The sequence below is a fragment of the Kitasatospora sp. NPDC093679 genome (assembly GCF_040683455.1).
Classification (GTDB): Bacteria; Actinomycetota; Actinomycetes; order Streptomycetales; family Streptomycetaceae; genus Kitasatospora; species Kitasatospora arboriphila.
The window spans coordinates 85,149-105,824 of the sequence record NZ_JBFBDW010000002.1 but is presented as its reverse complement, the minus strand read 5'-3'; the positions used below and the strand labels follow the sequence as shown (position 1 = coordinate 105,824).

At 73.1% G+C, this 20,676-nt stretch carries 15 protein-coding genes, 1 pseudogene and 1 riboswitch; of the genes and pseudogenes, 11 read left to right on the top strand and 5 right to left on the bottom strand.

Annotation, left to right across the window (positions count from 1 at the left end):
* Positions 1-146: 146 nt before the first annotated feature.
* The 4 genes and pseudogenes from AB0O09_RS02545 to AB0O09_RS02530 form a co-directional block, all read right to left on the bottom strand.
* Positions 147-1,139 (bottom strand): phospholipase, encoded by a 993-nt coding sequence (locus tag AB0O09_RS02545; RefSeq protein WP_363539429.1) that lies wholly within the window; start codon positions 1,137-1,139, stop codon positions 147-149.
* 162 nt (positions 1,140-1,301) lie between these two features.
* The gene (locus tag AB0O09_RS02540; protein ID WP_363539427.1) at positions 1,302-2,081 is read right to left on the bottom strand and encodes a class I SAM-dependent methyltransferase; all 780 of its coding nucleotides are present in this window, start codon (positions 2,079-2,081) and stop codon (positions 1,302-1,304) included.
* A 109-nt stretch (positions 2,082-2,190) separates the two neighbouring features.
* Entirely contained in the window at positions 2,191-2,904 is a 714-nt protein-coding gene (locus AB0O09_RS02535) for an IclR family transcriptional regulator (protein WP_344623590.1), read from the bottom strand.
* A 192-nt stretch (positions 2,905-3,096) separates the two neighbouring features.
* Positions 3,097-3,239: riboswitch (SAM riboswitch) on the bottom strand.
* A gap of 398 nt (positions 3,240-3,637) precedes the next feature.
* Positions 3,638-3,757: pseudogene (locus AB0O09_RS02530) on the bottom strand (very short patch repair endonuclease); the annotation flags it as partial.
* Positions 3,758-4,054: 297 nt separating this feature from the next.
* Between AB0O09_RS02530 and AB0O09_RS02525 the strand changes: the two are divergent.
* The 6 genes from AB0O09_RS02525 to AB0O09_RS02500 all read left to right on the top strand — a co-directional run bounded on the left by AB0O09_RS02525 (position 4,055) and on the right by AB0O09_RS02500 (position 12,854).
* Entirely contained in the window at positions 4,055-5,899 is a 1,845-nt protein-coding gene (locus AB0O09_RS02525) for an ABC transporter ATP-binding protein (protein ID WP_363539425.1), read from the top strand.
* Between the two features lie 174 nt (positions 5,900-6,073).
* Complete coding sequence (locus tag AB0O09_RS02520) at positions 6,074-7,783, top strand: SulP family inorganic anion transporter (protein WP_363539423.1); 1,710 nt, start codon at positions 6,074-6,076, stop codon at positions 7,781-7,783.
* 551 nt (positions 7,784-8,334) lie between these two features.
* Positions 8,335-9,354 (top strand): GlxA family transcriptional regulator, encoded by a 1,020-nt coding sequence (locus AB0O09_RS02515; RefSeq protein ID WP_363539421.1) that lies wholly within the window; start codon positions 8,335-8,337, stop codon positions 9,352-9,354.
* Positions 9,351-11,144, top strand: coding sequence for a thiamine pyrophosphate-binding protein (locus AB0O09_RS02510; RefSeq protein ID WP_363539419.1), 1,794 nt, complete (start codon positions 9,351-9,353; stop codon positions 11,142-11,144). The genes AB0O09_RS02515 and AB0O09_RS02510 overlap by 4 nt, the downstream gene beginning before the upstream one ends.
* Positions 11,116-11,841, top strand: a complete 726-nt coding sequence (locus AB0O09_RS02505) for an SRPBCC family protein (protein WP_363539417.1) — start codon at positions 11,116-11,118, stop codon at positions 11,839-11,841. Before AB0O09_RS02510 ends, AB0O09_RS02505 begins: the two co-directional genes overlap by 29 nt.
* On the top strand, positions 11,838-12,854 hold the full coding sequence (locus AB0O09_RS02500; protein WP_363539415.1) for a ketoacyl-ACP synthase III family protein: 1,017 nt from the start codon (positions 11,838-11,840) through the stop codon (positions 12,852-12,854). Before AB0O09_RS02505 ends, AB0O09_RS02500 begins: the two co-directional genes overlap by 4 nt.
* Before the next feature lie 136 nt (positions 12,855-12,990).
* Here AB0O09_RS02500 and AB0O09_RS02495 read toward each other — a convergent pair whose 3' ends face one another.
* Positions 12,991-13,557, bottom strand: a complete 567-nt coding sequence (locus AB0O09_RS02495) for a TetR/AcrR family transcriptional regulator (protein ID WP_363539752.1) — start codon at positions 13,555-13,557, stop codon at positions 12,991-12,993.
* A 217-nt stretch (positions 13,558-13,774) separates the two neighbouring features.
* Here AB0O09_RS02495 and AB0O09_RS02490 point away from each other — a divergent pair, with 217 nt between their 5' ends.
* The 5 genes from AB0O09_RS02490 to AB0O09_RS02470 all read left to right on the top strand — a co-directional run bounded on the left by AB0O09_RS02490 (position 13,775) and on the right by AB0O09_RS02470 (position 20,665).
* Positions 13,775-14,722 (top strand): chlorophyllase, encoded by a 948-nt coding sequence (locus AB0O09_RS02490; protein ID WP_363539413.1) that lies wholly within the window; start codon positions 13,775-13,777, stop codon positions 14,720-14,722.
* Positions 14,723-14,801: 79 nt separating this feature from the next.
* Entirely contained in the window at positions 14,802-15,230 is a 429-nt protein-coding gene (locus AB0O09_RS02485; RefSeq protein WP_363539410.1) for a hypothetical protein, read from the top strand.
* A gap of 190 nt (positions 15,231-15,420) precedes the next feature.
* Positions 15,421-15,915 (top strand): universal stress protein, encoded by a 495-nt coding sequence (locus tag AB0O09_RS02480; protein WP_363539408.1) that lies wholly within the window; start codon positions 15,421-15,423, stop codon positions 15,913-15,915.
* An 812-nt stretch (positions 15,916-16,727) separates the two neighbouring features.
* Positions 16,728-18,836 carry an FAD-dependent oxidoreductase gene (locus AB0O09_RS02475; RefSeq protein ID WP_363539406.1) on the top strand — a complete coding sequence of 703 codons (2,109 nt, stop codon included), beginning with the start codon at positions 16,728-16,730 and terminating at the stop codon, positions 18,834-18,836.
* Positions 18,833-20,665, top strand: a complete 1,833-nt coding sequence (locus AB0O09_RS02470) for a thiamine pyrophosphate-binding protein (protein WP_363539404.1) — start codon at positions 18,833-18,835, stop codon at positions 20,663-20,665. Before AB0O09_RS02475 ends, AB0O09_RS02470 begins: the two co-directional genes overlap by 4 nt.
* Positions 20,666-20,676 lie beyond the last annotated feature (11 nt).

Here is a 20,676-nt window from a genome sequence, read left to right as displayed (position 1 = left end):
GGGGCCGCACGGCGGGCCTGGTGTGCATGACAGGCGACCGTACCGCGCCGACCGCGGCCGGGTCGAACCGAATGCGTGCACGACTCGACTCGACCCGACCCCGACCCCGACCCCGACCCCGGCTCCGGCTCCGGCTCCGGCGGGCCCTAACGGAACATGCGGTCACCGGCGTTGGCCATGCGGTGGGTCGAGCCGTGGCGGTTCACCCAGTCGCGGACGAGGTTGACGGCGTTGGCGCACTGCCAGCTCCGGTCGTACTCGCGCACCCCGGTGAAGGCGCCGTAGCCCGCGATGATGCCGTCCACCCGCGCGTCGCCCAGCAGCTTGTCGACGTACCACGGGTCGTTGTAGGTGGTCGTCCAGGAGAGCGTGGCGGCGAGCTGTCCGGCGGCGCGGTCCGCGGCGCCCTTCTTCAGTTCCGCGCACGTGTTGTACGTGGCTTCGGTGCAGTTGCCGAACCCCTTGGCGATGTCGCTGTCGCCGTAGTCCATCACCCGGTGGCCGGCCGGGATCGCCGGGCCGGACCGGTCGAAGGCGGCGCGGACCCGGTCGCGGGTCCCGGTCGTCGTCATGCCCTCCAGCGGGCCGAGCCCGCCTTCGAGGCTCTTCCAGCCGCGGCCGCCGACGTCCGGGGTGCTGCCGCCGTGGTACTCGTAGAAGCCGTAGAGCACCTGGATGCCGGCGGCCGTCAGCCGCTGGGCCTTGTCGCGCAGTCCGGCGACGCTGCATCCGCGGTTCTGCTGCTCCCCGCAGTAGTCGGGGTCCTTGATGTCCAGCCAGACCAGGGCCAGCCGGCGCCCGGCGCCGGCGTCGGCGACGATCCGGTCGATCATGCTGTCAAAGCTCGGGCCCAGCCGGGCGTCGCCGGCCGAGGAGCAGTCGTGGTAGGCGCGCCATTCGTTCGGGTTCCACCAGGCGCAGACGTCGATCTCGATGCCGTTGGCGCTGTGGTCGAGTGCGGCGTCGACGCCGTCCAGGGTGTCGACCCGGTGCGCGACGGCGTAGATCGCGTGACGCTGGTCGGCCGCCGCGGCCGGGGTCGCCCCGACGGTGCCGGCGCCGACGGCTCCGCAGAGTGCGGCGGCGGTCAGCGCCGCCCACCTCCGCGGGCCGGCCCCCCTCCCGAGTCGAGTGATCATGAATAGCCCCCTATTCTTGTCCGCGCTCAGTCAGTCGACCTCACCGACTGCATGCTGACACGGGGCCCGGCGACGGGGAACCGGATCCGGCCACGCCACGACACCCCCGCACCCGCGGCCACGGCGCGGGGAGCGCCGCGGCCCGAAGCGCCGGGACCGGCCTCACAGCCTCCGGCTGCGCAGCACCCCGGTCAGCATCGGCAGGGTGAACTCGCCGCGGGCGGTCTCCGGTTCACCCGCGAGGAAGGCCCGGATCCGGCCCAGCGCGGCCTCCCGTTCCCGCTCCGGCATGACCAGCATCCCCGCGCGGGTCGCGAGCGAGGCGACCAGGGTGTCGGCCGTGCGGCGCTGCCCGTGCGGGAACGCGGCCTGCTCGGGCGACCCGAACCGGGCGGGTCCGCCGGCCTTCGGAAGGTGCACGGCGGCCGTTTCGGCACGCCGGGCGGCGGGCGTGTCACGGGGGCCGACGGCCGCGCTCCCTGCGGTCCGTGCCAGTCCGGCGACCCAGTCGACCCGGTCGTCCAGCAGGTTCCACAGGCCGGCCAGCACGCCGCCGGGTGCGAGGACCCTGGCGATCTCGGGGCCGGCGACGGCCATGTCGAACCAGTGCATGGCGTTGCCGGCCAGCACGGCGTCGACGGAGGCGTCCGGCAGCGGGATCGCCTCGGCGTTGCCCCGCAGGGCGCGGACGTCCGGCAGCGAGCGGCGCAGCTCCGCCAGCATCGCCGGGTCGGGCTCGACCGCGACGACCTCCGCGCCCAGCGCGAGCAGTCCCGCGGTCAGCTTGCCGGTACCGGCGCCGAGGTCGAGCACCCGCGGGCCGGGCGCGGGTTCGAGCGCCCAGCGCACGGCGGCCTGCGCGTAGTCGGGGCGGTGTTCGGCGTAGGCGGTCGCCGCGGCGCCGAACGACGAGGCGCGGAGTGAGCGTTCGTCCTGATTCACACGCCCACGCTAACTGACGGACGGTCAGCCGACCCGGCGGTACGCGAACCGGATGCCCGGACCGGCGGCCGGCCCGCGGGTGTTCCGCGGGCACGGCCCGGCGGGCCGGTCAGGGCTGGCGCAGGGCTTCGCCGAGCCGGCCGGCGGCCTCGACGACGGCCTGGGAGAGCCGGGCGCCGGGGTGCCGGGTGAGCCGCTCGATCGGCCCGGAGACGGAGACGGCCGCGACGACCCGGCCGGCCGGACCGCGCACGGGTGCGGAGACGGAGGCGACCCCGGCCTCGCGTTCGCCGATGGACTGGGCCCAGCCGCGGCGCCGTACGCCGCTGAGGGCGGTGGCGGTGAAACGGGCGCCCTGCAGGCCGCGGTGGAGGCGTTCGGGCTCCTCCCAGGCGAGCAGGATCTGCGCGGCGGAGCCGACCTTCATCGGGAGGGCGATGCCCACCGGCACGGTGTCCCGCAGGCCGGAGAGGCGTTCGGCGGCGGCCACGCAGATCCGGACCTCGCCCTGCCGGCGGTAGAGCTGGGCGCTCTCGCCGGTGAGGTCGCGCAGGTGGGCCAGGACCGGGCCGGCCGCGGACAGCAGGCGGTCCTCGCCGACGGCCGCCGAGAGCTCGGTGAGCCGGGGGCCGAGGGCGAACCGTCCCTGCAGGTCGCGGGCGACCAGGCGGTGCTGTTCCAGTGCGACGGCGAGCCGGTGTGCGGTGGGCCGCGCCAGGCCGGTGGCGGCCACGAGTCCGGCCAGGGTGGTGGGACCGGCCTCCAGGGTGCCGAGGATCGAGGTGACCTTGTCGAGCACGCCGACGCCGCTGGTGTTCTCCATGATGGGTACTCCGTCTCAGATCCCGTGAACGGCGGGGGCCCCGCCCACGGACGCTCCGCGCGGGAGCGGGGGTGGTCAGCGAGGACAGGCCGGAGAAGTCGGCCGAGTGGCTGCGCCGGGCACGGGACGGGTACGCGGAGAGACCGGGGCGGGAAGCGCCCGGGCGAAGGACAGCACAGAGAGCACCGTGTCTCCTCATCTTTCCCGCGCCACAGTGGCGGCAGGCCGGAGTTGGCACTGATCCCGGGCGGCGCGGCGCGTACTTCGGACGCCGGTTCGACCGGGGAGTTGCCGGGGCTTCGTAGGGCCGGTCCCTCCACCCCTCTGGATGATTCGCGAGGAACCATACAAGATTCCGCGGGCGGCCCGCCAAACCTCCCCCGTCCGCGCGCCCCGGTCCGTCGGCGGCCGAGCGGAGCGCATGGCCTTGCTGCAAATTGCAGAAACACCGCGCGTCCTGACGTGACGTGTCCTCAGGACGGCGGGATCGTCGGTCGCGCGACGCACCCACCGCCCCCGCGGGCCGGGATCGCCCGTCCCCACAGATCCTCAGGGGGAGCCAACCCAGCCGGACGAGGTTCGCATCGGTGTGCCGGTCGCGACGCACGTTGTCGTCGAGCTTCCGCCACCACCATTCGGCGTTGCGCTTCGGCGCGTGCAGGTGCTCGGGGCACGCGTGCCAGAAGCAGCCCTGCACGAACACCGCGGTACGCCAGGGCACGAAGGTGATGTCCGCCCTCCGGCGCCGCATGGTGGGGAGGGGAAGGTCCACCCGGTAGCGGAAGCCGAGTGCGTGCAGTGCCCGCCGGAGGGCGAGTTCGGGCGCGGTGTTCACACGGCGCTGGGCCCGCATCACCCGGCGGGCGTTGGCGTCCCTCGGTCGCGGGACCACCTGCCGGGCACCCGTCTCCTCCATGCCCCGATCAACTCCGGCCCGGCCCGGGTGGTCACTCCGACCCGTCGGCGACCCGGCCGGCCCGCGACCGTCGGAGGTGACGCCCTGCCGGAAATTGCTTGGACTGCATCGGGGCGGCCGCGGGAGACTGGGGCTTCTGCCCTTCCGTGCAAGGTTTTTGACGATTAGTCATACATCATTTCATTCGCCGGGAAGGGCGGTCGCTGGGCTTCCGCACGACGCAACGAGGTCGGGATGGGATCGTCCGAGACACCCCGAGGAGCACCGGGCAGGCGTTCGGTGCTCCTCGCACTCCGCTACTACGGACGGGAGCTGGCCCGGCTCCCGTACCTCACGGTGCCGGCCATGCTGCTGCCGGCGTTGGGCAACATCGGGATCGCCTACCTCGCGCCGCTGGCGGTGGCGAAGCTCGTCGGCAGGATCGCCTCCCCCGCCGGGGCCGGCTCCGGCTCGCTGCTCCCGTACGTCCTGGGCTTCGCCGGCGCCCTGCTGGCCGGGGAGGCGGTGTGGCGCGTCGGCCTGCACTGCCTGAACCGCCTCGACGCCCTCGGCATCGAGCACCTCTACGTGATCGGCATGGACGAGCTGTTCGCCAAGGACGCGGCGTTCTTCCACGACAACTTCGCCGGCTCGCTGACCAAGCGGGTGCTGAGCTTCGCCTCCCGCTTCGAGGACTTCGTCGACACGCTGACCTTCTCGGTCGTGGCCAGTTTCGTGCCGCTGGTCTTCGGCTCGGTGGTGCTGTGGCGCTACGAACCGCTCCTCGTGGTCGGGCTGCTGGTGATGATCGCGCTGACGGCGCTGTGCGCGGCCCCGCTCATCCGCCGCCGCCAGGCGCTGGTCAACGAGCGCGAGGAGGCGATCGCCCGGGTGTCCGGCCACGTCGCCGACAGCCTGATGAACATGGACACCGTCCGGGCGTTCGCGGCCGAACGGGGCGAGGCGGCCGAACACCGGTCCCGTGTCGCCGAGTCGCGCCGGCTCTCGCTGCGGTCCTGGGACTACGGCAACCTGCGCATCGACACCCTGGTCGCGCCGATGTCGGTGCTCACCAACGCCCTCGGCCTGCTGCTGGCGGTGACCCTCGGCGGAGGCCGGCACAACGTGGAGGCGGTGGTGATCGCCTTCACCTACTACAGCAACGCGACGCGGATCATGTTCGAGTTCAACCAGATCTACCGCCGGCTGGAGAGCTCGCTGACGGAGGCCGCACAGTTCACGGAGCTGCTGCTCACGCCGCCGACCGTGCTCGATCCCGCCGTGCCGGAACCGCTGCTGCGCCGGGGCGCGGAGGTCCGCTTCGAGCGGGTGCACTTCGCCCACGCGGGCGCGGACCCGATCTTCCGGGGCCTCGACCTCACGGTGCCGAGCGGGGCGAAGTTCGGACTGGTCGGCCGGTCCGGCGGCGGGAAGACCACCCTCACCCGGCTGCTGCTGCGGATGACGGACGTCGACGCCGGACGGATCCTGATCGGCGGCCAGGACATCACCCGGCTGCGCCAGGCCGACCTGCGCAGTCTGATCGCCTACGTGCCGCAGGACCCGGCGATGTTCCACCGGTCGCTGCGGGACAACATCGCGTTCGCCCGGCCGGGCGCCACCGACGCCGAGATCCGCCGCGCCGCGGAGGCCGCGCACGTCACGGAGTTCACCGACGCGCTGCCGCAGGGCTTCGGCACCATGGTGGGCGAGCGCGGCATCAAGTTGTCCGGCGGACAGCGGCAGCGGGTCGCCCTCGCCCGGGCGATCCTGCGCGACGCGCCGATCCTGCTGCTCGACGAGGCGACCAGCGCCCTGGACTCGGAGAGCGAACTCCTCGTCCAGGAGGCCCTGTGGCGGCTCATGGAGGGGCGGACGGCACTGGTGGTGGCGCACCGGCTGAGCACGGTCGCCACCATGGACCGGCTCGTCGTCCTGGACCGCGGACGGATCGTCGAAGACGGCACCCACGAGGAACTGCTCGCATCGGAGGGCACCTACGCGAAGCTCTGGCAGCACCAGTCGGGCGGCTTCCTCGACGACACCCCGGACCGTGCCGATCCTGCCCGTGCCGATCCTGCCCGTGCCGACCTGCACTGACGCCGGCCGCGGCGCTCTCCGCGCATCCGGGGCGACGTGGCCGGGGCCGGCCGTACCGGCAGTCGGTCGCCGACGCCGCGGACCCGGGCGAAATGCCGCAGCCGCGGTCCGGCGACGGCGACCATGGGGGCGTACGCGTTCTCCGGCCGCTGCGGAGGTGCCCAGGTGACTGGCATGACGAGGCTGGTCACCGTGTCGCTGCGCGGGTACCGGCGGGCATGGCTGGGCCGGGACGTGCTCGCCGGGGTGGCGCTGTCGGCGGTCGCGATCCCCGAGGTCATGGGGTACACCTCGATCGCCGGCATGCCCATCGTCACCGGCCTGTACACGCTGGTCCTGCCGGCGGTCGCCTTCGCCCTGCTGGGCTCGTCGAAGCTGCTGGTCGTCGGCGCGGACTCCGCCACCGCGGCGATCCTCTCCGCCGGGCTGCTCGGGCTCGGGGTGGACGGTCTCGTCCCGGGGTCGCCGCAGTGGGTGGGGCTGGCGGGGCTGGTCGCCCTGCTGTCGGGCGTGATCCTCGCCGCCGCGCGGCTGCTGCGGCTCGGCTTCCTCGCCGACTTCCTGTCCGCGGCCGTCCTGATCGGGTTCCTGACGGGTGTCGGTGTCCAGGTGTCGACGGCTCAGATCCCCGAGCTGCTCGGCATCCCCGGGGGCCGTGGCAACTGGTTCCAGCAGCAGTGGTCCTGGATGTCCCGCCTGGACGAGGTCTCCTGGCGCACCGCCGCCTTCGGCGCCGCCACCGTCGTGATCATCGTGGTCTTCAAGCGCCTCCTGCCCCGGTTCCCCGGTTCCGTCGTGGCGGTGGTGGTGCTGATCGCCGTGTCAGCGGCGACGGACGCCCCGGGCCACGGGGTCGCCGTCGTCGGCGCCGTCGAGGGCGGACTCCCACCGCTCGGCCTGCCGTCCGGGCTGTCCCCCGGCGACGTGTCCGCGGTCTTCTCCGTCGCGGTCTCCTGCTTCGTCCTGATCCTGGCCCAGAGCGCGGCCACGGCCCACGGTTACGCGACCCGCCACGGCGACCGCGTCGACGTCGACCGCGACCTGGTCGGCCTGTCGGTCGCCAACATCGCCGCCGGGCTGAGCGGGACCTTCGTCGTCAACGGCTCCCCGACGAAGACGGAGATCCTCGACCAGCAGCGCGGCCGGACCCAGGTCGCCAACCTCACCATGGCGCTCCTGTCGCTCCTGGTCGCACTGGTCTTCACCGATCTGCTGGCCGACATGCCGCTCGCGACGCTGGCCGGGATCGTGTTCCTGGTGGGCCTCGACCTGATCGACGTGCGCGGTCTGCGGCGGATCCGCAGCCGGCGCCGCAACGAGTTCGTCGTGGCCGTCGCCACCGCCCTCGCGGTGTTCTGCATCGGTGTCGAGCAGGGCGTGCTGCTGGCCCTCGCGCTGTCCCTGTTCGAGGTGATCCGGCGGGAGTACCGGCCCAAGGACTTCGTCGTCGGCGTCACCGGCGAGGGCGTGCCCACCTACACGGTCGCCGGGCCGGGGGTCGAGAGTGCGCCCGGTCTGATCGTCTTCCGCTTCAACGCGGAGCTCTTCTACGCGAACGCGAGCCGCTTCGCCGACCAGGTCAGGGCGCTCGTCGACGGCGCGCCCCATCCGGTGCGCTGGCTGGTGCTCGACGCCGCGGGCATCGCCGACGTCGACTACTCCGCCGGGGTCCGCCTGCACAGCCTGCTCGACTTCCTCGCCACGCGCGGCGTCACCTTCGTCCTCGCGCGGCCCGACGCGGCCCTGGTGGACACCCTGAAGGTCTACGAGGTGTGGCAGCGGATCCCGCCGGAGAACGTCTTCGGCAACCTGATCGACGCCGTCCGCGCGTATCCGGGCGGCCGGTCCCCCGGTTCCCCGCCCGAGGAGCCCCCGGCCGGGTGAGCCCCGGCCCGGTCCTCGCGCACTCCCGGCCCTGGCCACGGGGATCGGGAGCGTACGGCGTCAGCGGGGCCGTGCGGTACGGGTGAAGGCGCGGCGCGGGCGCTCGGCGGGACGCCGCGGCGGGGGACGAACTGCCCGCGAGGGCCGTCGCACTGCCGTGGCCGACTCTGCGGGCGACCTCCTCCACCGGCAGCCCGGTGGTCTCCAGCAGTTCCCCGGCACGGGCGAGGCGTTGGTCCAGCAGTCAGGGGTGCGGGGTGCTTCCGGTCGCCGCGGTGAAGCGCCGGGCTCTCACCACTCGGGGCGGGAAGTCGCGGGGAGCAGCCGGGGACGTGCGCGGGACTACGACCCGTCTCACCCCGGGTCGTGACGTCGCGCCATCACCGCCACCTCTCGGTCGGACGCGCGCACCGGCACTATGACGCGCCTCACAGGGAGTCGTGACGCTGCGTCATTCGCGCTGTTCGCCGTGGACATGTCCAACTTCCGTGGCCGGATTCGTCAGTAAGCCGTCATTGCCGCCACTCCCCGGCCGGCCACAGGCTGTAACGGTGTCTCAGCGACGAGTTGTTGTGGTGGTCTACCCGGGTGCCCAGGCCCTCGACATCACGGGCCCGATCGAGGTGTTCGACACCGCCAACCGGCGGCGTCCCGGAGAGGAGGGCGAGTACCGGATCGAGATCGTCTCGCCCCGTGCGCCGCGGGTGCGGACCAGCACGGGCATCGTGATCGAGGCCGAGCCGCTCGGGACGGGCGAGGGCCCGATCGACACGCTGGTCGTGCCGGGCGGCTGGAGCCTCCCCGAGGCACTGGCCGACCGGGAGCTGGTGTCCTGGATCGGACGGGCGGCCGGGCGCTCGCGACGGGTGGTGTCCGTCTGCGGTGGCGCCTTCCTGCTCGCCGAGGCGGGTCTGCTCGACGGCCGGAGGGCCACCACCCACTGGGCGTTCTGCGACGAGCTGGCCCGACGCTACCCGGAGGTGGCCGTCGACCCGGATCCGATCTTCGTCTGGGACGGCACCTACGCGACCTCGGCCGGCGTGGCCAGCGGGATCGACCTGGCCCTCGCCCTGGTCGAGGCCGATCACGGCGCCTCCTTCGCGCTGGAGGTGGCCCGTTTCCTGGTGCTGTTCTTCAAACGGAACGGCGGCCAGTCGCAGTTCAGCACGATCCTGGAGGCCCAGCTGGCCGACCGTCCGCCGATCCGGGCCGCGCAGGAGTGGATCCTGGAGAACCTCGAACAGCCGCTGCCCGTACCCGAGGTGGCCCGGCGCGCCAACATGAGCGTACGCAACTTCGCCCGGGTGTTCCGGCGCGAGGTCGGCACTCCGCCGGGCCAGTACATCGAGCGGATGCGCATCGCCCGGGCCCGGAAACTGCTGGAGTCCACCGAACTACCGGTCGGCCAGATCGCCCGCCGTTGCGGATTCGCCTCCGCCGAAACCTTCTTCCGTTCCTTCGGCCGGACGCTGGAGCTCACTCCGAACGAGTACCGCCGGCGGTTCCAGGCCCTCGCGCCGGCCGGTCTGGTCCTCGGTACCGGCCCGGCAGACAGGAGTGCCACCCCGTGACCACCGACATCCGGGAGACGACCCCGCCGACGGGCCCCACCGGCATCCGGGCGACCCCGTCCGGGGACACCGCAGCCGCGACCGCCGGGGTCCGCGTCGTGGACCACCTGGCGGCCGCTCTGGCCGAGGACGGAGTCCGGCAGGTGTTCGGCATCGGCGGCGCGAACATCGAGGACCTGTACGACGCCCTGCACCGCCTCGGGGGCCGCCCGCACACCGTCGTCGCGAAGCACGAGTTCTCGGCCGTCACGATGGCCGACGGGTACGCCCGCACCACCGGGCGGCTCGGCGTCGTCGCAGCCACCTCCGGCGGCGGCGCGATGAACCTGCTCCCGGGCCTGGCGGAGGCGTACGCCTCACGCGTCCCGGTGCTGGCCCTCGTCGGGCAGCCACCCACCGCTCTGGACGGGCTCGGCGCCTTCCAGGACACCAGCGGACGGGCCGGATCGCTCGACGCCCACCGACTGTTCGCGCCGGTCAGCCGCTTCTGCGCCCGGGTCGAGGACCCGGACGCACTGCCGCGGCTGCTCGCCGAGGCGATGGCCGCGGCCCGCTCGCACCCGCGCGGGCCCGCGGTGCTCCTGCTGCCCAAGGACGTCCAGCAGGCCACCCTGACACCCCGCGGGGCGGCACCGCCCACCCCGGTACCCGAACCGCGCACCCCGACCGTGCGGCTGGACCGCGCGACGGAGCGGCTGCGCGCCGCCACCCGGGTGCTGGTGATCGCCGGCGAGGGCGTCGCCGCGGCCGGGGCGAAGCAGGAACTCGCCGACCTGACGGCGAGGTTGGGCGCCTGGGTGGCGGTCACGCCGGACGCCAGGGACGTGTTCGACAACGACGACCAGCACTTCGCGGGCGTGGCCGGGGTGATGGGGCATCCGAACGTCCTGGACTGTCTGCGGCAGGCCGAGCTCTGTCTGCTCGTCGGCACCCGCCTGCCGGTGCTGGCCCGCGGCGGGCTGGAGTCGGCCCTGGCCGAGACCCCCGTGATCTGCGTCGATCCCGAGCCGCCGTTCGTCCCGTCCGTCCCCGGACTCCACCTCTCCGGCGGTCTGCGTGACACCCTGCGGCAACTGGCCTCCCGGCTCGCCGCCGGCGTCCGTCCCGCCCCCGGGCACGCCGGTCCGGTTCCGCTGGCGCCCCCGCCTCCCGGTGCCGGCGGTCTCTCCCACACCGAGGCGGTGGCCGCGGTGGCGGACGCCCTTCCGCCGGACGCCCACGTCTTCGTGGACGCCGGGAACACCGGAGCCAGCGCGATCCACCGGCTCCGGGCGACGCGGCGGGGGCGGTTCGTGGTGGCCGTCGGCATGGGCGGCATGGGTTACGCCTTCGGCGCCGGCATCGGGGCGGCACTCGCCACCGGGCGGCGCAGCTACGTGCTCGCCGGGGACGGAGCCTTCTTCATGCACGGCATGGAGGTGCACACCGCGCTCGAGTACGGCGCTCGCGTCACCTTCGTGATCCTCAACAACAACGCCCACGCCATGTGTGCCACCCGCGAGCAGCTGTTCCTGGGTGCTCCGAACCCGGCCAACCTCTTCCTCCCCTCGGACATCGCCGCTGGTGCGGCAGGCATGTTCCCCACCCTGGCCGTGCACCGGGCCGCCACCGGACCGCAGCTGCGACGGGCACTGCTGCACGGCAACACGACGAGCGGTCCGGTCCTGGTGGCCGTGGACGTCGACCCCGCGGAGATCCCCCCGTTCCTTCCCTTCCTGACCGCAGCCGGCCCCGTGCCGGCCGACCACGAGGAGAGCGCCCGTGAACGCGGCACCGTCCACACCGGCTGAGCCGTCCGGCCCGACCGAAGCCCCCGGCCCGACCGGGGTGTCCGGCCCGACCGGCGTGCCCGGTCTGACCACGGTGGAGAACACCGCACCGGACGTCCTGGCGGCCCGCTGTGCGGAACTGACCCGCCCGGCCCATCCGCACCAGGAGGTCTACGGGCAGTACTGCACGATCCACGAGTACGTCGACTGCCCGCCGGACGACGCGTACGCCTACCTGCGTCAGGGGCACCACCTGGAGGAGTGGACGTTCAGCCTGCGGAACTTCGAGCCCGCCGGCGCCCCCGGCCTGTGGGTCGGGGACGACCTGCTGGAGGCCGGGACCAGGATCTACTGCCGGGTGGAGTCCAACGCCGAGGCCCGGACGGTGGACTTCCACTGCGCCTGGGACCAGGGCGAGCAGCTCTGGATGATCTACCTGATGCGGGTCGTGCCCGCCGGACCGGTGCTGGGGCGGCCCGGTTCCGTCATCACCTGGACCAACTGCCGGCACCCGCACTACGACGCCAACCCGCGCCCCGAGCTCGCCCCGGGCCCGGACCGGGTCTGGGTGGGCGCGTACTGGGACCTCTTCTACGCGGGGCACACGGTGGAGATGGCCAACCTCAAGGCGATCCTGGAGCACCGCTCCCACAACTCCCTGCCGGTGGGCGTGCCGCCGCGTTCGGCGGTCGCCGCTGCCGGTCCGGGGGCGAAGTGAAGACCGTCAGCCTCACCGACGTCTCCGGCCACCTGCCCGGGGAGCCGGTTCCCGCCTCGTACTACACCGACCACCCTGGGGCGGAGGACAGGCTCAGGGACAGCCCGATGTTCCGCGTCCCGGCGCTGCGGCACCACGTGACCGGGGAGAGCAACGTGGACCTGGTGGAGCAGGCCGTCCAGCCGCTGATCGAGCGCCACGGCCGGGCCGAGATCCGGGCGGTGGACGTCCTGCTGGTGCACAGCCAGCTGCCGGACAGCCCGTTCGTCGGGGCCGGCACCGAGGTCGCGCGCCGACTCGGTCTGAACCCGTCCTGGCTGATCGACGTGGCCAACGCGGGCTGCGCCTCCTTCGTCCACATGCTGGAGCTGGCCGGGCAGATCCTCCGCACCACCGAGGCGAGGACGGCGCTGATCTGCAACGCGCAGACCGCCGCCGGGCAGCTCTTCACCCAGTCCGAGGTGCGACGGCTCGCCCAGGCCGCGATCCCCGGGGACGGCTGCGGCGTCGGCTACCTCACCACGTCGGCGGCCTCGCCGGTGCTGGCCGTGGCCGGCCGCCACATCGGCGCCCACGGTGGGGACATGACGGCCGTCCTGGAGGACGGCCGGCGCTACTGGGAACCGGGGCGGTCCCAGCTGCGGATCGGCTTCACCGAGGAGAGCGTCGGTACCGTCCTCGAACGCGGCAACCGGCTGGTGCCCGACCTGGTCTCCGAGGTCTGCGCGCGGATCGGCGTCCCCACCGCGGAGATCGACGTGCTGGTCACCAACCAGCCCAACCGTGCGTTCCTGGAGAACTGGCGGCGCTCGCTGGGACTTCCTCCCGACCGGCATCCCGACACCTTCGACCGGTGCGGCAACCTCTTCGGCGCCGCCATCCCCGTCACCCTGGACCGGGCGCGGCGGTCCGGTCGGGTGAAGGACGGCGACCTGGTGGTGCTGGGCGGCTTCGCACACGCCGGCGACTACGCGGGTGCGGCAGCCGTCCGCTGGGGCGCCGGGGGCGGGTGAGCGCCCGCTCGCCGGACCGGGGCTCGACCGCCGACGACATCGCACGGTGGCGTTCGGCGGCGACCCGACCCGCCGCCCCACCCGCCCGGCGCCCCGTGCGCACCCGCCGGCGTCCGGCGAGCGTTCGCCGTCGGCGTCACTCCGGCCGGGGGCGCCGCGGCCCGTCCAGGAGCAGGCCGTCCAGGAGCAGGCCGATCAGCCGCCGCGGGTCGTACTGCGGGTCGGCGCCTCCGATGCACAGGTTGCCGATGCCGCGCATCAGTTCGTAGGGCCGGATGCCCGCCCGGATCTCGCCCGCCCCGGCCGCGGCGTCGAGCAACTGCCCGCAGACCGGTAGCAGGCGGTCGAGGAACTGGCCGTGCAGGGCGGCGAAGCCGCTGCTGTCGGACTGCATCGCGTCGGCCAGTCCGTGCTTGGTGACCAGGAAGTCGACGAAGAGGTCGATCCACTGCCGCAGGGCGGCGAACGGGGAGCCGGAACCGGCCAGCAGCTCCGGGCCGGCCTGCGCGCACTCCTCGATCTGGTGGCGGTAGACGGCCGTGACGAGATCGGCGCGGGTCGGGAAGTGCCGGTAGATCGTTCCCGTCCCCACCCCCGCCTTTTCCGCGATCCGGCGGATCGGCGCGTCGACGCCGGAGGCCACGAACACCTCGGCGGCGGCCGCGAGCAGCGCCTGTTGGTTGCGCAGCGCGTCGGCCCGCATGCTCCTGGCCGGCGCCCTTCCCGTGGGGCTCTCGCTGGACACGACTCTCCGCTCCCTCCGACACCCGTTGACAAAACGGAACGATGTTCCGGATAGTAAACGGGACAGCGTTCCGCTTCAGGCTATCCGAAGCGGGCGCAGCCGGCCATCACCCGTGCCCGCCGCCGCCCGTTCCGGTCGGCCGCGGCACCCACCGCAGCAGGGAGACCCGCCCGCCATGCACGCATCCACCCGCACAGCCCCCGCCCCCGTCCTGTCGTACGGCCCCCTGGTCCTGCCCGTGCCCGGACGCCCCGTGGACCTCGAGGTGCGCGTCTCCGCCCCCGCCTCCGGGACCGGCCTCCCCGTCGTCCTGCTCTCCCACGGCCACGGCCCCTCGAACAACCTCTCCTCGCTGAACGGCTACGCCCCGCTCGCCCAGGCCTGGGCCGCCCAGGGCTTCGTCGTCGTCCAGCCCACCCACCTCACCTCCCGCACGCTGAGCCACCTGGTCGCCGACGCCCCCGGCGCACCGGACTTCTGGCGCTCCCGCGCCGAGGACATGGGCCACGTCCTCGACCGGCTCGACGTGATCGAGCGCACCGTGCCGCAGCTCGCGGGACGGATCGACCCCACCCGGGTCGCCGTCGCCGGGCACTCGCTCGGCGGCTTCACCGCCGCTCTCCTGCTGGGTGCCGGACTCACCGACCCGGACACCGGGGAGGTGGTGCACCTGGCCGAGCCGCGGATCAAGGCGGGCGTCCTGCTCGCCGCACCCGGCAGGGGCGGCGACGCCTTCAACGGGCCCATGGCCGAGCAGTGGCCGATCGTCGGCGCCGTCGACTTCTCCACCATGACCACCCCCGCCCTGGTCGTCGCGGGGGACGAGGACGACTCCCGGCACTTCACCGACATGGGCCCGGACTGGCACGCCGACCCCTACACCCTCGCCCCCGGCCCCAAGTCCCTGCTCACCCTGTTCGGGGCGGAGCACGGACTCGGCGGGATCGCCGGATACGACGCCGCCGAGACCACCGACGAGAACCCCGGACGGGTCGCCGCCCTCGCGCGGCTCACCGCCGCCTACCTCCGCAGTCGACTCCACCCCGGCGACCCGGCCTGGCAGACCGTCTGCGAGGCGCTGGCGGCCGACCCCGACCCGGTCGGACGGGTCGAGGCCAAGTAGCCCGCCGGGGCCGAACGGACGGACCCCGCGCGGTGTCCCCGGCCCCCGCGCGCGGCCGGCCGGCCGATACGATCGGCGCGTGACGGGAACGGGACGACTGCCGACGGTCCGCGAGGCGGACGTCCGGCGATGGCTGCCGATCGGGCTGCGGACGGCCGCGACCCTGCTGGTGCCGTGGATCGTGGTGCTGGCCCTGTCCGTCCGCCGCTTCGGTGCGCGCAACCTCGCCAACTCCTGGGTCTGGCTGGACGTCATGGAGGTGGCGGCGCTGCTGCTGCTCGCCGCACTGGTCCGCCGCCGCCACCGGGCCACCAGCCCGCTGGCCGCCGCCACCGCCGTCCTGCTGGCGATGGACGCCTACTTCGACATCTGGTCCGCGCACCACGGCCACGACTACCTGCTCGCCCAAGTCCTCGCCTACTGCGCCGAGTTGCCCGCCGCGACGGCCCTCACCGCGCTCTCCTGGTACTCGCTCCGCTGGGCGGCCCCGGATTCGGTCGCGTCGTAGCGGGCCCCGCCGACCGGTCGGTCGCCGATCGTGACCGACCGGACACGGCTCACCGGCTGCGATGGTGCCCGGGGAGTGACCGGGGCAGGCTGATAGGTGCGCCTCGCGACGGACGGCCGACCGGACCCGTGGCCGTACCCGCCGCGCCGGCCGCACGCAACGCCGCGCACCGAGTCCTTGGAGGTCACCCATGACCGATCCCGCCGCCCGCCCCGCGGCCGGTCCGATCGTGGTCGGCACGGACGGTTCGCCCCAGGCCCGGCATGCCGTGACCTTCGCGCTCCGCGAGGCCCGGCTGCGCGCCGCCGGCCTGCGGGCCGTCTGCGCGTACGAGTACACCCCCGCCCGGCAGTCCGGCTTCGCGTGGACGGTCTCCTCCGGCCCCGACAGCCAGCCCGTCCCCCAGCAGCGCGATCTCGTCATGCAGGCCGTGGCCGACTCCGTCCGGGAACTGCAGGAGCAGCTCGGCGAACCGTTCGTGGACGTGGAGATCGTCTGCGAGCCCGGCCGCCCGGCGCAGGTCCTCCTCGAAGCGAGCAAGGACGCCGGCCTGCTGGTGGTCGGCTCCCGGGGATCGGGGGCCTGGGGACGCCTCGCCCTCGGATCGACCAGCACCGAGGTCGTCCACCACGCCCGCCTCCCGGTCGTCGTCGTCCCGCCGGAACACGACACCGCACCCTCCTGAGCGCCGCCGTCCGAGACCGTCGACGCGCCCGTCGGAACGCACCCCGACCGGCCCACCTCCCGCGCCGCGCCCGGTGGTCGGCGATCAGTCGCGACACCCCGCACAGGAGGCCTTCGGGGTGCGCACCTGCACCCCGGAGTCGGCTCCGGCCTCGGCTGCCGCCCGGGCCGGGATCGCCCCGGCGACACTGCGCGAGCAGGCCAGGAGGCCGGTCTCCGGTTGACAGGACTCTCGACAGTACAGTTACTTTGGGTACGGAGGAATTCACGTGCCGTGATCACCTCTGCCCGTCACCCACCGCGAGGACCCGAGCGTGACCTCGGCCCCCGCCCGTCCCCCCGAATCGCCCACCTCCGCCGCACCCACCCGCGCGCCTTCGCCGGCATCGTCGACGACGGGCCGAGGAGCCACCGGCCGAGGCGCCGGGGCATCCCGTACGGCCGGAGTTCGAGCGTGAAACGGACGACGGCCGGGGCCGCGGGCTGAAGTCCGCCCGCGACGCGGCCCCACCGGAGCAGCAGTTCGAGCCGGTCCGGCAGCACCGGTCCGCCGCCCGGGTTCACCCCGGAGAGCCGGCACCCCGCACACGTCCCCGACGGCTTCGACGAAGTCGTCGGCCTCGCCCGCAAGGCCGAGGTCGGACTCACGGACCGCGCCTCCGGCACCACCGGCCTGCAACGCCCCCTCCGCAGGACGGACGCGCTCCACGCCCCGACCACTTGATCACCACGCCGCGACCCCTCGCCGAGGGCGAGCACCTCCCCCGACAAGCCGGTCGGTCCCTGACCGCCGGGCATCCCCGAGGAGACACCATGGAGAACCCCGTCATCGAAGGCACCGCCGGTGAGCGCGCCCGCTGGCAGACCTGCCGGCGCCTGGCGCGCGAGCTGTTACTGGTCGGTCCGGACGACGAGGACCTGAAGCTCCGCTACCTCGACGTACTGATCAAGGACGGCATTCCGGAGACCGACGAACCCAAGGACGTGCTGATCGTCGGCGCGGGCATCGCGGGCCTGGTCGCCGGGAAGCTGCTCAAGGACGCCGGACACAACGTCACCGTCCTGGAGGCCAACGCCAGCCGGGTCGGCGGGCGGATCAAGACCTTCCGGTCGACCGACGACGCGGTCGACGGACCGTTCCGCGACCCGGAGCAGTACGCCGAGGCCGGGGCCATGCGGCTGCCCGGCTTCCACCCGCTCACCCTCGCGCTGGTCGACAGCCTCGGCCTGCGGCGGCAGCTGTTCTTCAACGTCGACGTCGATCCGGACACCGGCCACCAGAACGCGCCCGTCCCGCCGGTGGTCTACGAGTCGTTCGAACCCGGCAAGGTCTGGAAGTACGGCGCGGACAGCCCGGACTTCCGCGAACCGGTCAAACGCTTCAACTCCTGGATCCGAACCAACCGGGTCCAGGCCCGCCGCAAGGAGTACGCCGCCGATCCGAGCTGCGTCAACGAGAGCTTCCACCTCACCGGCGACGAGGTGCGGATCACCGCCGCCGACATGGTCAACCAGGCCCTGGAGCCGGTCCGCGACTACTACTCGGTGATCAGGGACGGCAAGCGGGTGAACAAGCCGTTCGCCGAGTGGCTGGACGGCTGGGCCCGGGTGATCCGCGACTTCGACGGGTACTCGATGGGCCGCTTCCTGCGCGAGTACGCGGGCTTCAGCGACGAGGCGATCGAGGCGATCGGCACGATCGAGAACATGACCTCGCGGCTGCACCTGGCCTTCTTCCACACCTTCCTGGGCCGCAGCGACATCAACCCGAACGCCACGTACTGGGAGATCGTGGGCGGCAGCTCGAAGCTGCCCGAGGCGCTCGCCGAGGAGCTCCGGGAGGAGCTGCGGATGGGCGAGCGAATGATCCGGATGGAGTACTGGGACCCGCGCCGGGACGGCGGAGGAGCCCGGAGCGTCGGTCCGGTCGGGCCGCAGGTCGCTGTCGAGACCGTCCCCGAGGACGACCCGGAGGCCGAACCCACCGTCTGGAAGGGCGACTTCGCGATCGTCACGGTCCCGTTCTCCGCGCTGCGGTTCGTCCAGGTGACGCCGCCGTTCTCCTACAAGAAGCGCAGGGCGATCATCGAGACCCACTACGACCAGGCCACCAAGGTGCTGCTGGAGTTCTCCCGCCGGTGGTGGGAGTTCACCGAGGCCGACTGGAAGGCCGAACTCGACACCGTCGCACCCGGCCTGTACGAGTACTACCAGCGGGCGGGCGAGGACGACGCCGAGGCGGCCGTGGCCGCCGCCCAGAACGGCCACCGCCCCCCGCGGGACCTGCCCGAGGTGCTGCTCGGCGCGCACGCGAGCGTCGACGAGAGCCGGATCAGCCAGGCCCAGCGGGAGGTGTACCGGCACACCCCGCTGCTCCGGGCGAGCGTGCGCCCCGCCACCGACTGCTTCGGCGGAGGCTCGACCACCGACAACCCGAACCGCTTCATGTACTACCCCTCGCACCCGGTGCCCGGCGGCGACGGCGGCGGGGTGGTGCTGGCGAGCTACAGCTGGTCGGACGACGCGGTGCGCTGGGACTCCATGGAGGACGACGAGCGGTACGTCCACGCGCTGCGCAACCTCCAGTCGGTGCACGGTCGGCGGATCGAGGTGTTCTACACCGGCTACGGGAAGACCCAGAGCTGGCTGCGCGACCCCTACGCCTTCGGCGAGGCGGCGGTGTACACCCCGCACCAGATGACCAGTTTCCACCTCGACGTGGTCAAGCCGGAGGGCCCGGTGCACTTCGCCGGCGAGCACGCCTCGCTGAAGCACGCCTGGATCGAGGGCGCGGTGGAGACCGCCGTCCGGGCGGCCGTCGCCGTGCACGAGGCACCGGCGCCGCCGGCCCCGGCGGAACCGGAGATCCGGCCCGAGGCCCGGCTGCAGCAGGAGAACCGACAGGAGGCACTGCGCGGATGAGCGGCGACGGCGAATGGACGGTGGCCCGCTACCTGGCCACCAGGCTCGAACAGTTGGGCATCCGGCACCTGTTCGGGGTGCCCGGGGACTTCCTCGGCCCGTTCCTGACGATCATGCAGGCCACCACGGCCGTGCGCTGGATCGGCACCCCGACCGAGATGGGCGGCGGCTACGCCGCGGACGCCTACGCCAGGGTGCGGGCCGCCGACGCCGACCCGGACGGTCGCGAACAGGGCGTCGGAGCCGTGGCGGTGACCTACGGGGTGGGCGCGTTCAGCCTCCTCAACACCATCGGCGGCGCCTACGTCGAGGACGTGCCACTGATCGCGATCAACGCGGCGCCGTCCTACGAACAGTGGCTCAACCAGCAGGCGGTCGGCCTGCTCACCTCGCACATGAGCCCGCGCCGGGAGAGCAACCTGGAGGTCTACCGGCAGGTCACGGTGGACGCACAGGTGCTCTCCAACCCGGGACTCGCACCCTCGCAGATCGACAGCGCGATCACCGCGTGCCTGACCGAGCGCAAGCCGGTCTACCTGGAGGTCACGGAGGACCTCTGGCACGCGCCGTGCGAGCCTCCGCAGGGCGAGCTCCGCGCCCACGAGCGGCCGTTCACCCGGCGCAACGAGGAGATGCTGGAGAAGGCCGTCACGGCAGCGGTGGAGCTGATCGGCAAGTTCGGCACACCGATCGTCTGGGCCGGTGAGGAACTCGTCCGCGGGCGGCTGGAGAACGAGCTGCTGGAGTTCGTGCAGACCACCCGGATGCAGTTCTGCACCACGGTCGGCGCGAAGTCCGTGGTGTCCGAACGGCACCCGCTGTTCGCCGGCGTCTACAACGGCAGGGCGAGCCTGCCGGAGATCCGGACGACCTTCAAGAACGCCGGGTGCCGGATCGGCCTGGGGATCTGGACCACCTCCAAGAACCTCGCCGGCGAGCAGTCGATCGGCGACGACTGGATCGTGGCGGCACGCGGCGGCGTCAGCGTCGGCGCCGGCTACTTCCCCGACGTCCGACTCGGCCGGTTCATCACGGCGTTGCGCGAGGCGCTGGCGGGGCGGACCTTCCCCGCCGACCACTTCGCGCTGGCGCACGCGGCGGGCCTGGACGTCCCGGCCAGCACGGCCGACTTCCTGGACTCGCTGAGCACCGACCGGTACCCGCCCGAGCTGACGTACGACAGCTTCTTCCAGCACGTCAACTTCTTCCTGGAGCACCGGGCCACCGGTGGCGACCCGGAGGCCCCCTCGCCGTTCACGGTGGTCTCGGACGCGGCGTTCGCGCTGCTGGGCTCGATGAACCTGCGGATCACCGAGCGGGCCGGCTTCCTCGCGCAGAACAGCTGGCTGTCCATCGGCTACTCCGTCGGCGCGGCCACGGGCGTGGCGCTGGGACGGCAGCAACCGATGAAGCGCCCGCTCGTGTTCGTCGGGGACGGCTCGTTCCAGGAGATCTGCCAGGAGCTGTCCACCCACGTGCGTCACCATCTGAGGCCGGTGGTCTTCGTCCTGGACAACGAGGGCTTCTACGGCATCGAGCAGATGCTGGTCAGCCCCTGCTACTACAAGGAGAAGCCGTCCGACGGGGCCGACTTCTACAACGTGCTGCACCCGTGGCGCTACGAGAAGCTGGCCGAGGTCTTCGGCACGGACAAGGACCGGATGCACGGGTTCGAGCTCACCACCCACGCGGAGCTCGACTCGCTCCTGGAGGACATCGCCGATCCCGGCAACGACCTCAACCACGCGCCGATCCTGGCCCGCGTCCGGCTCGGCCGGCACGACTACCCGAAGGCGCTCCAGTACAAGATCGACGAGAAGTGCACGTAGGCCCGCGCCCA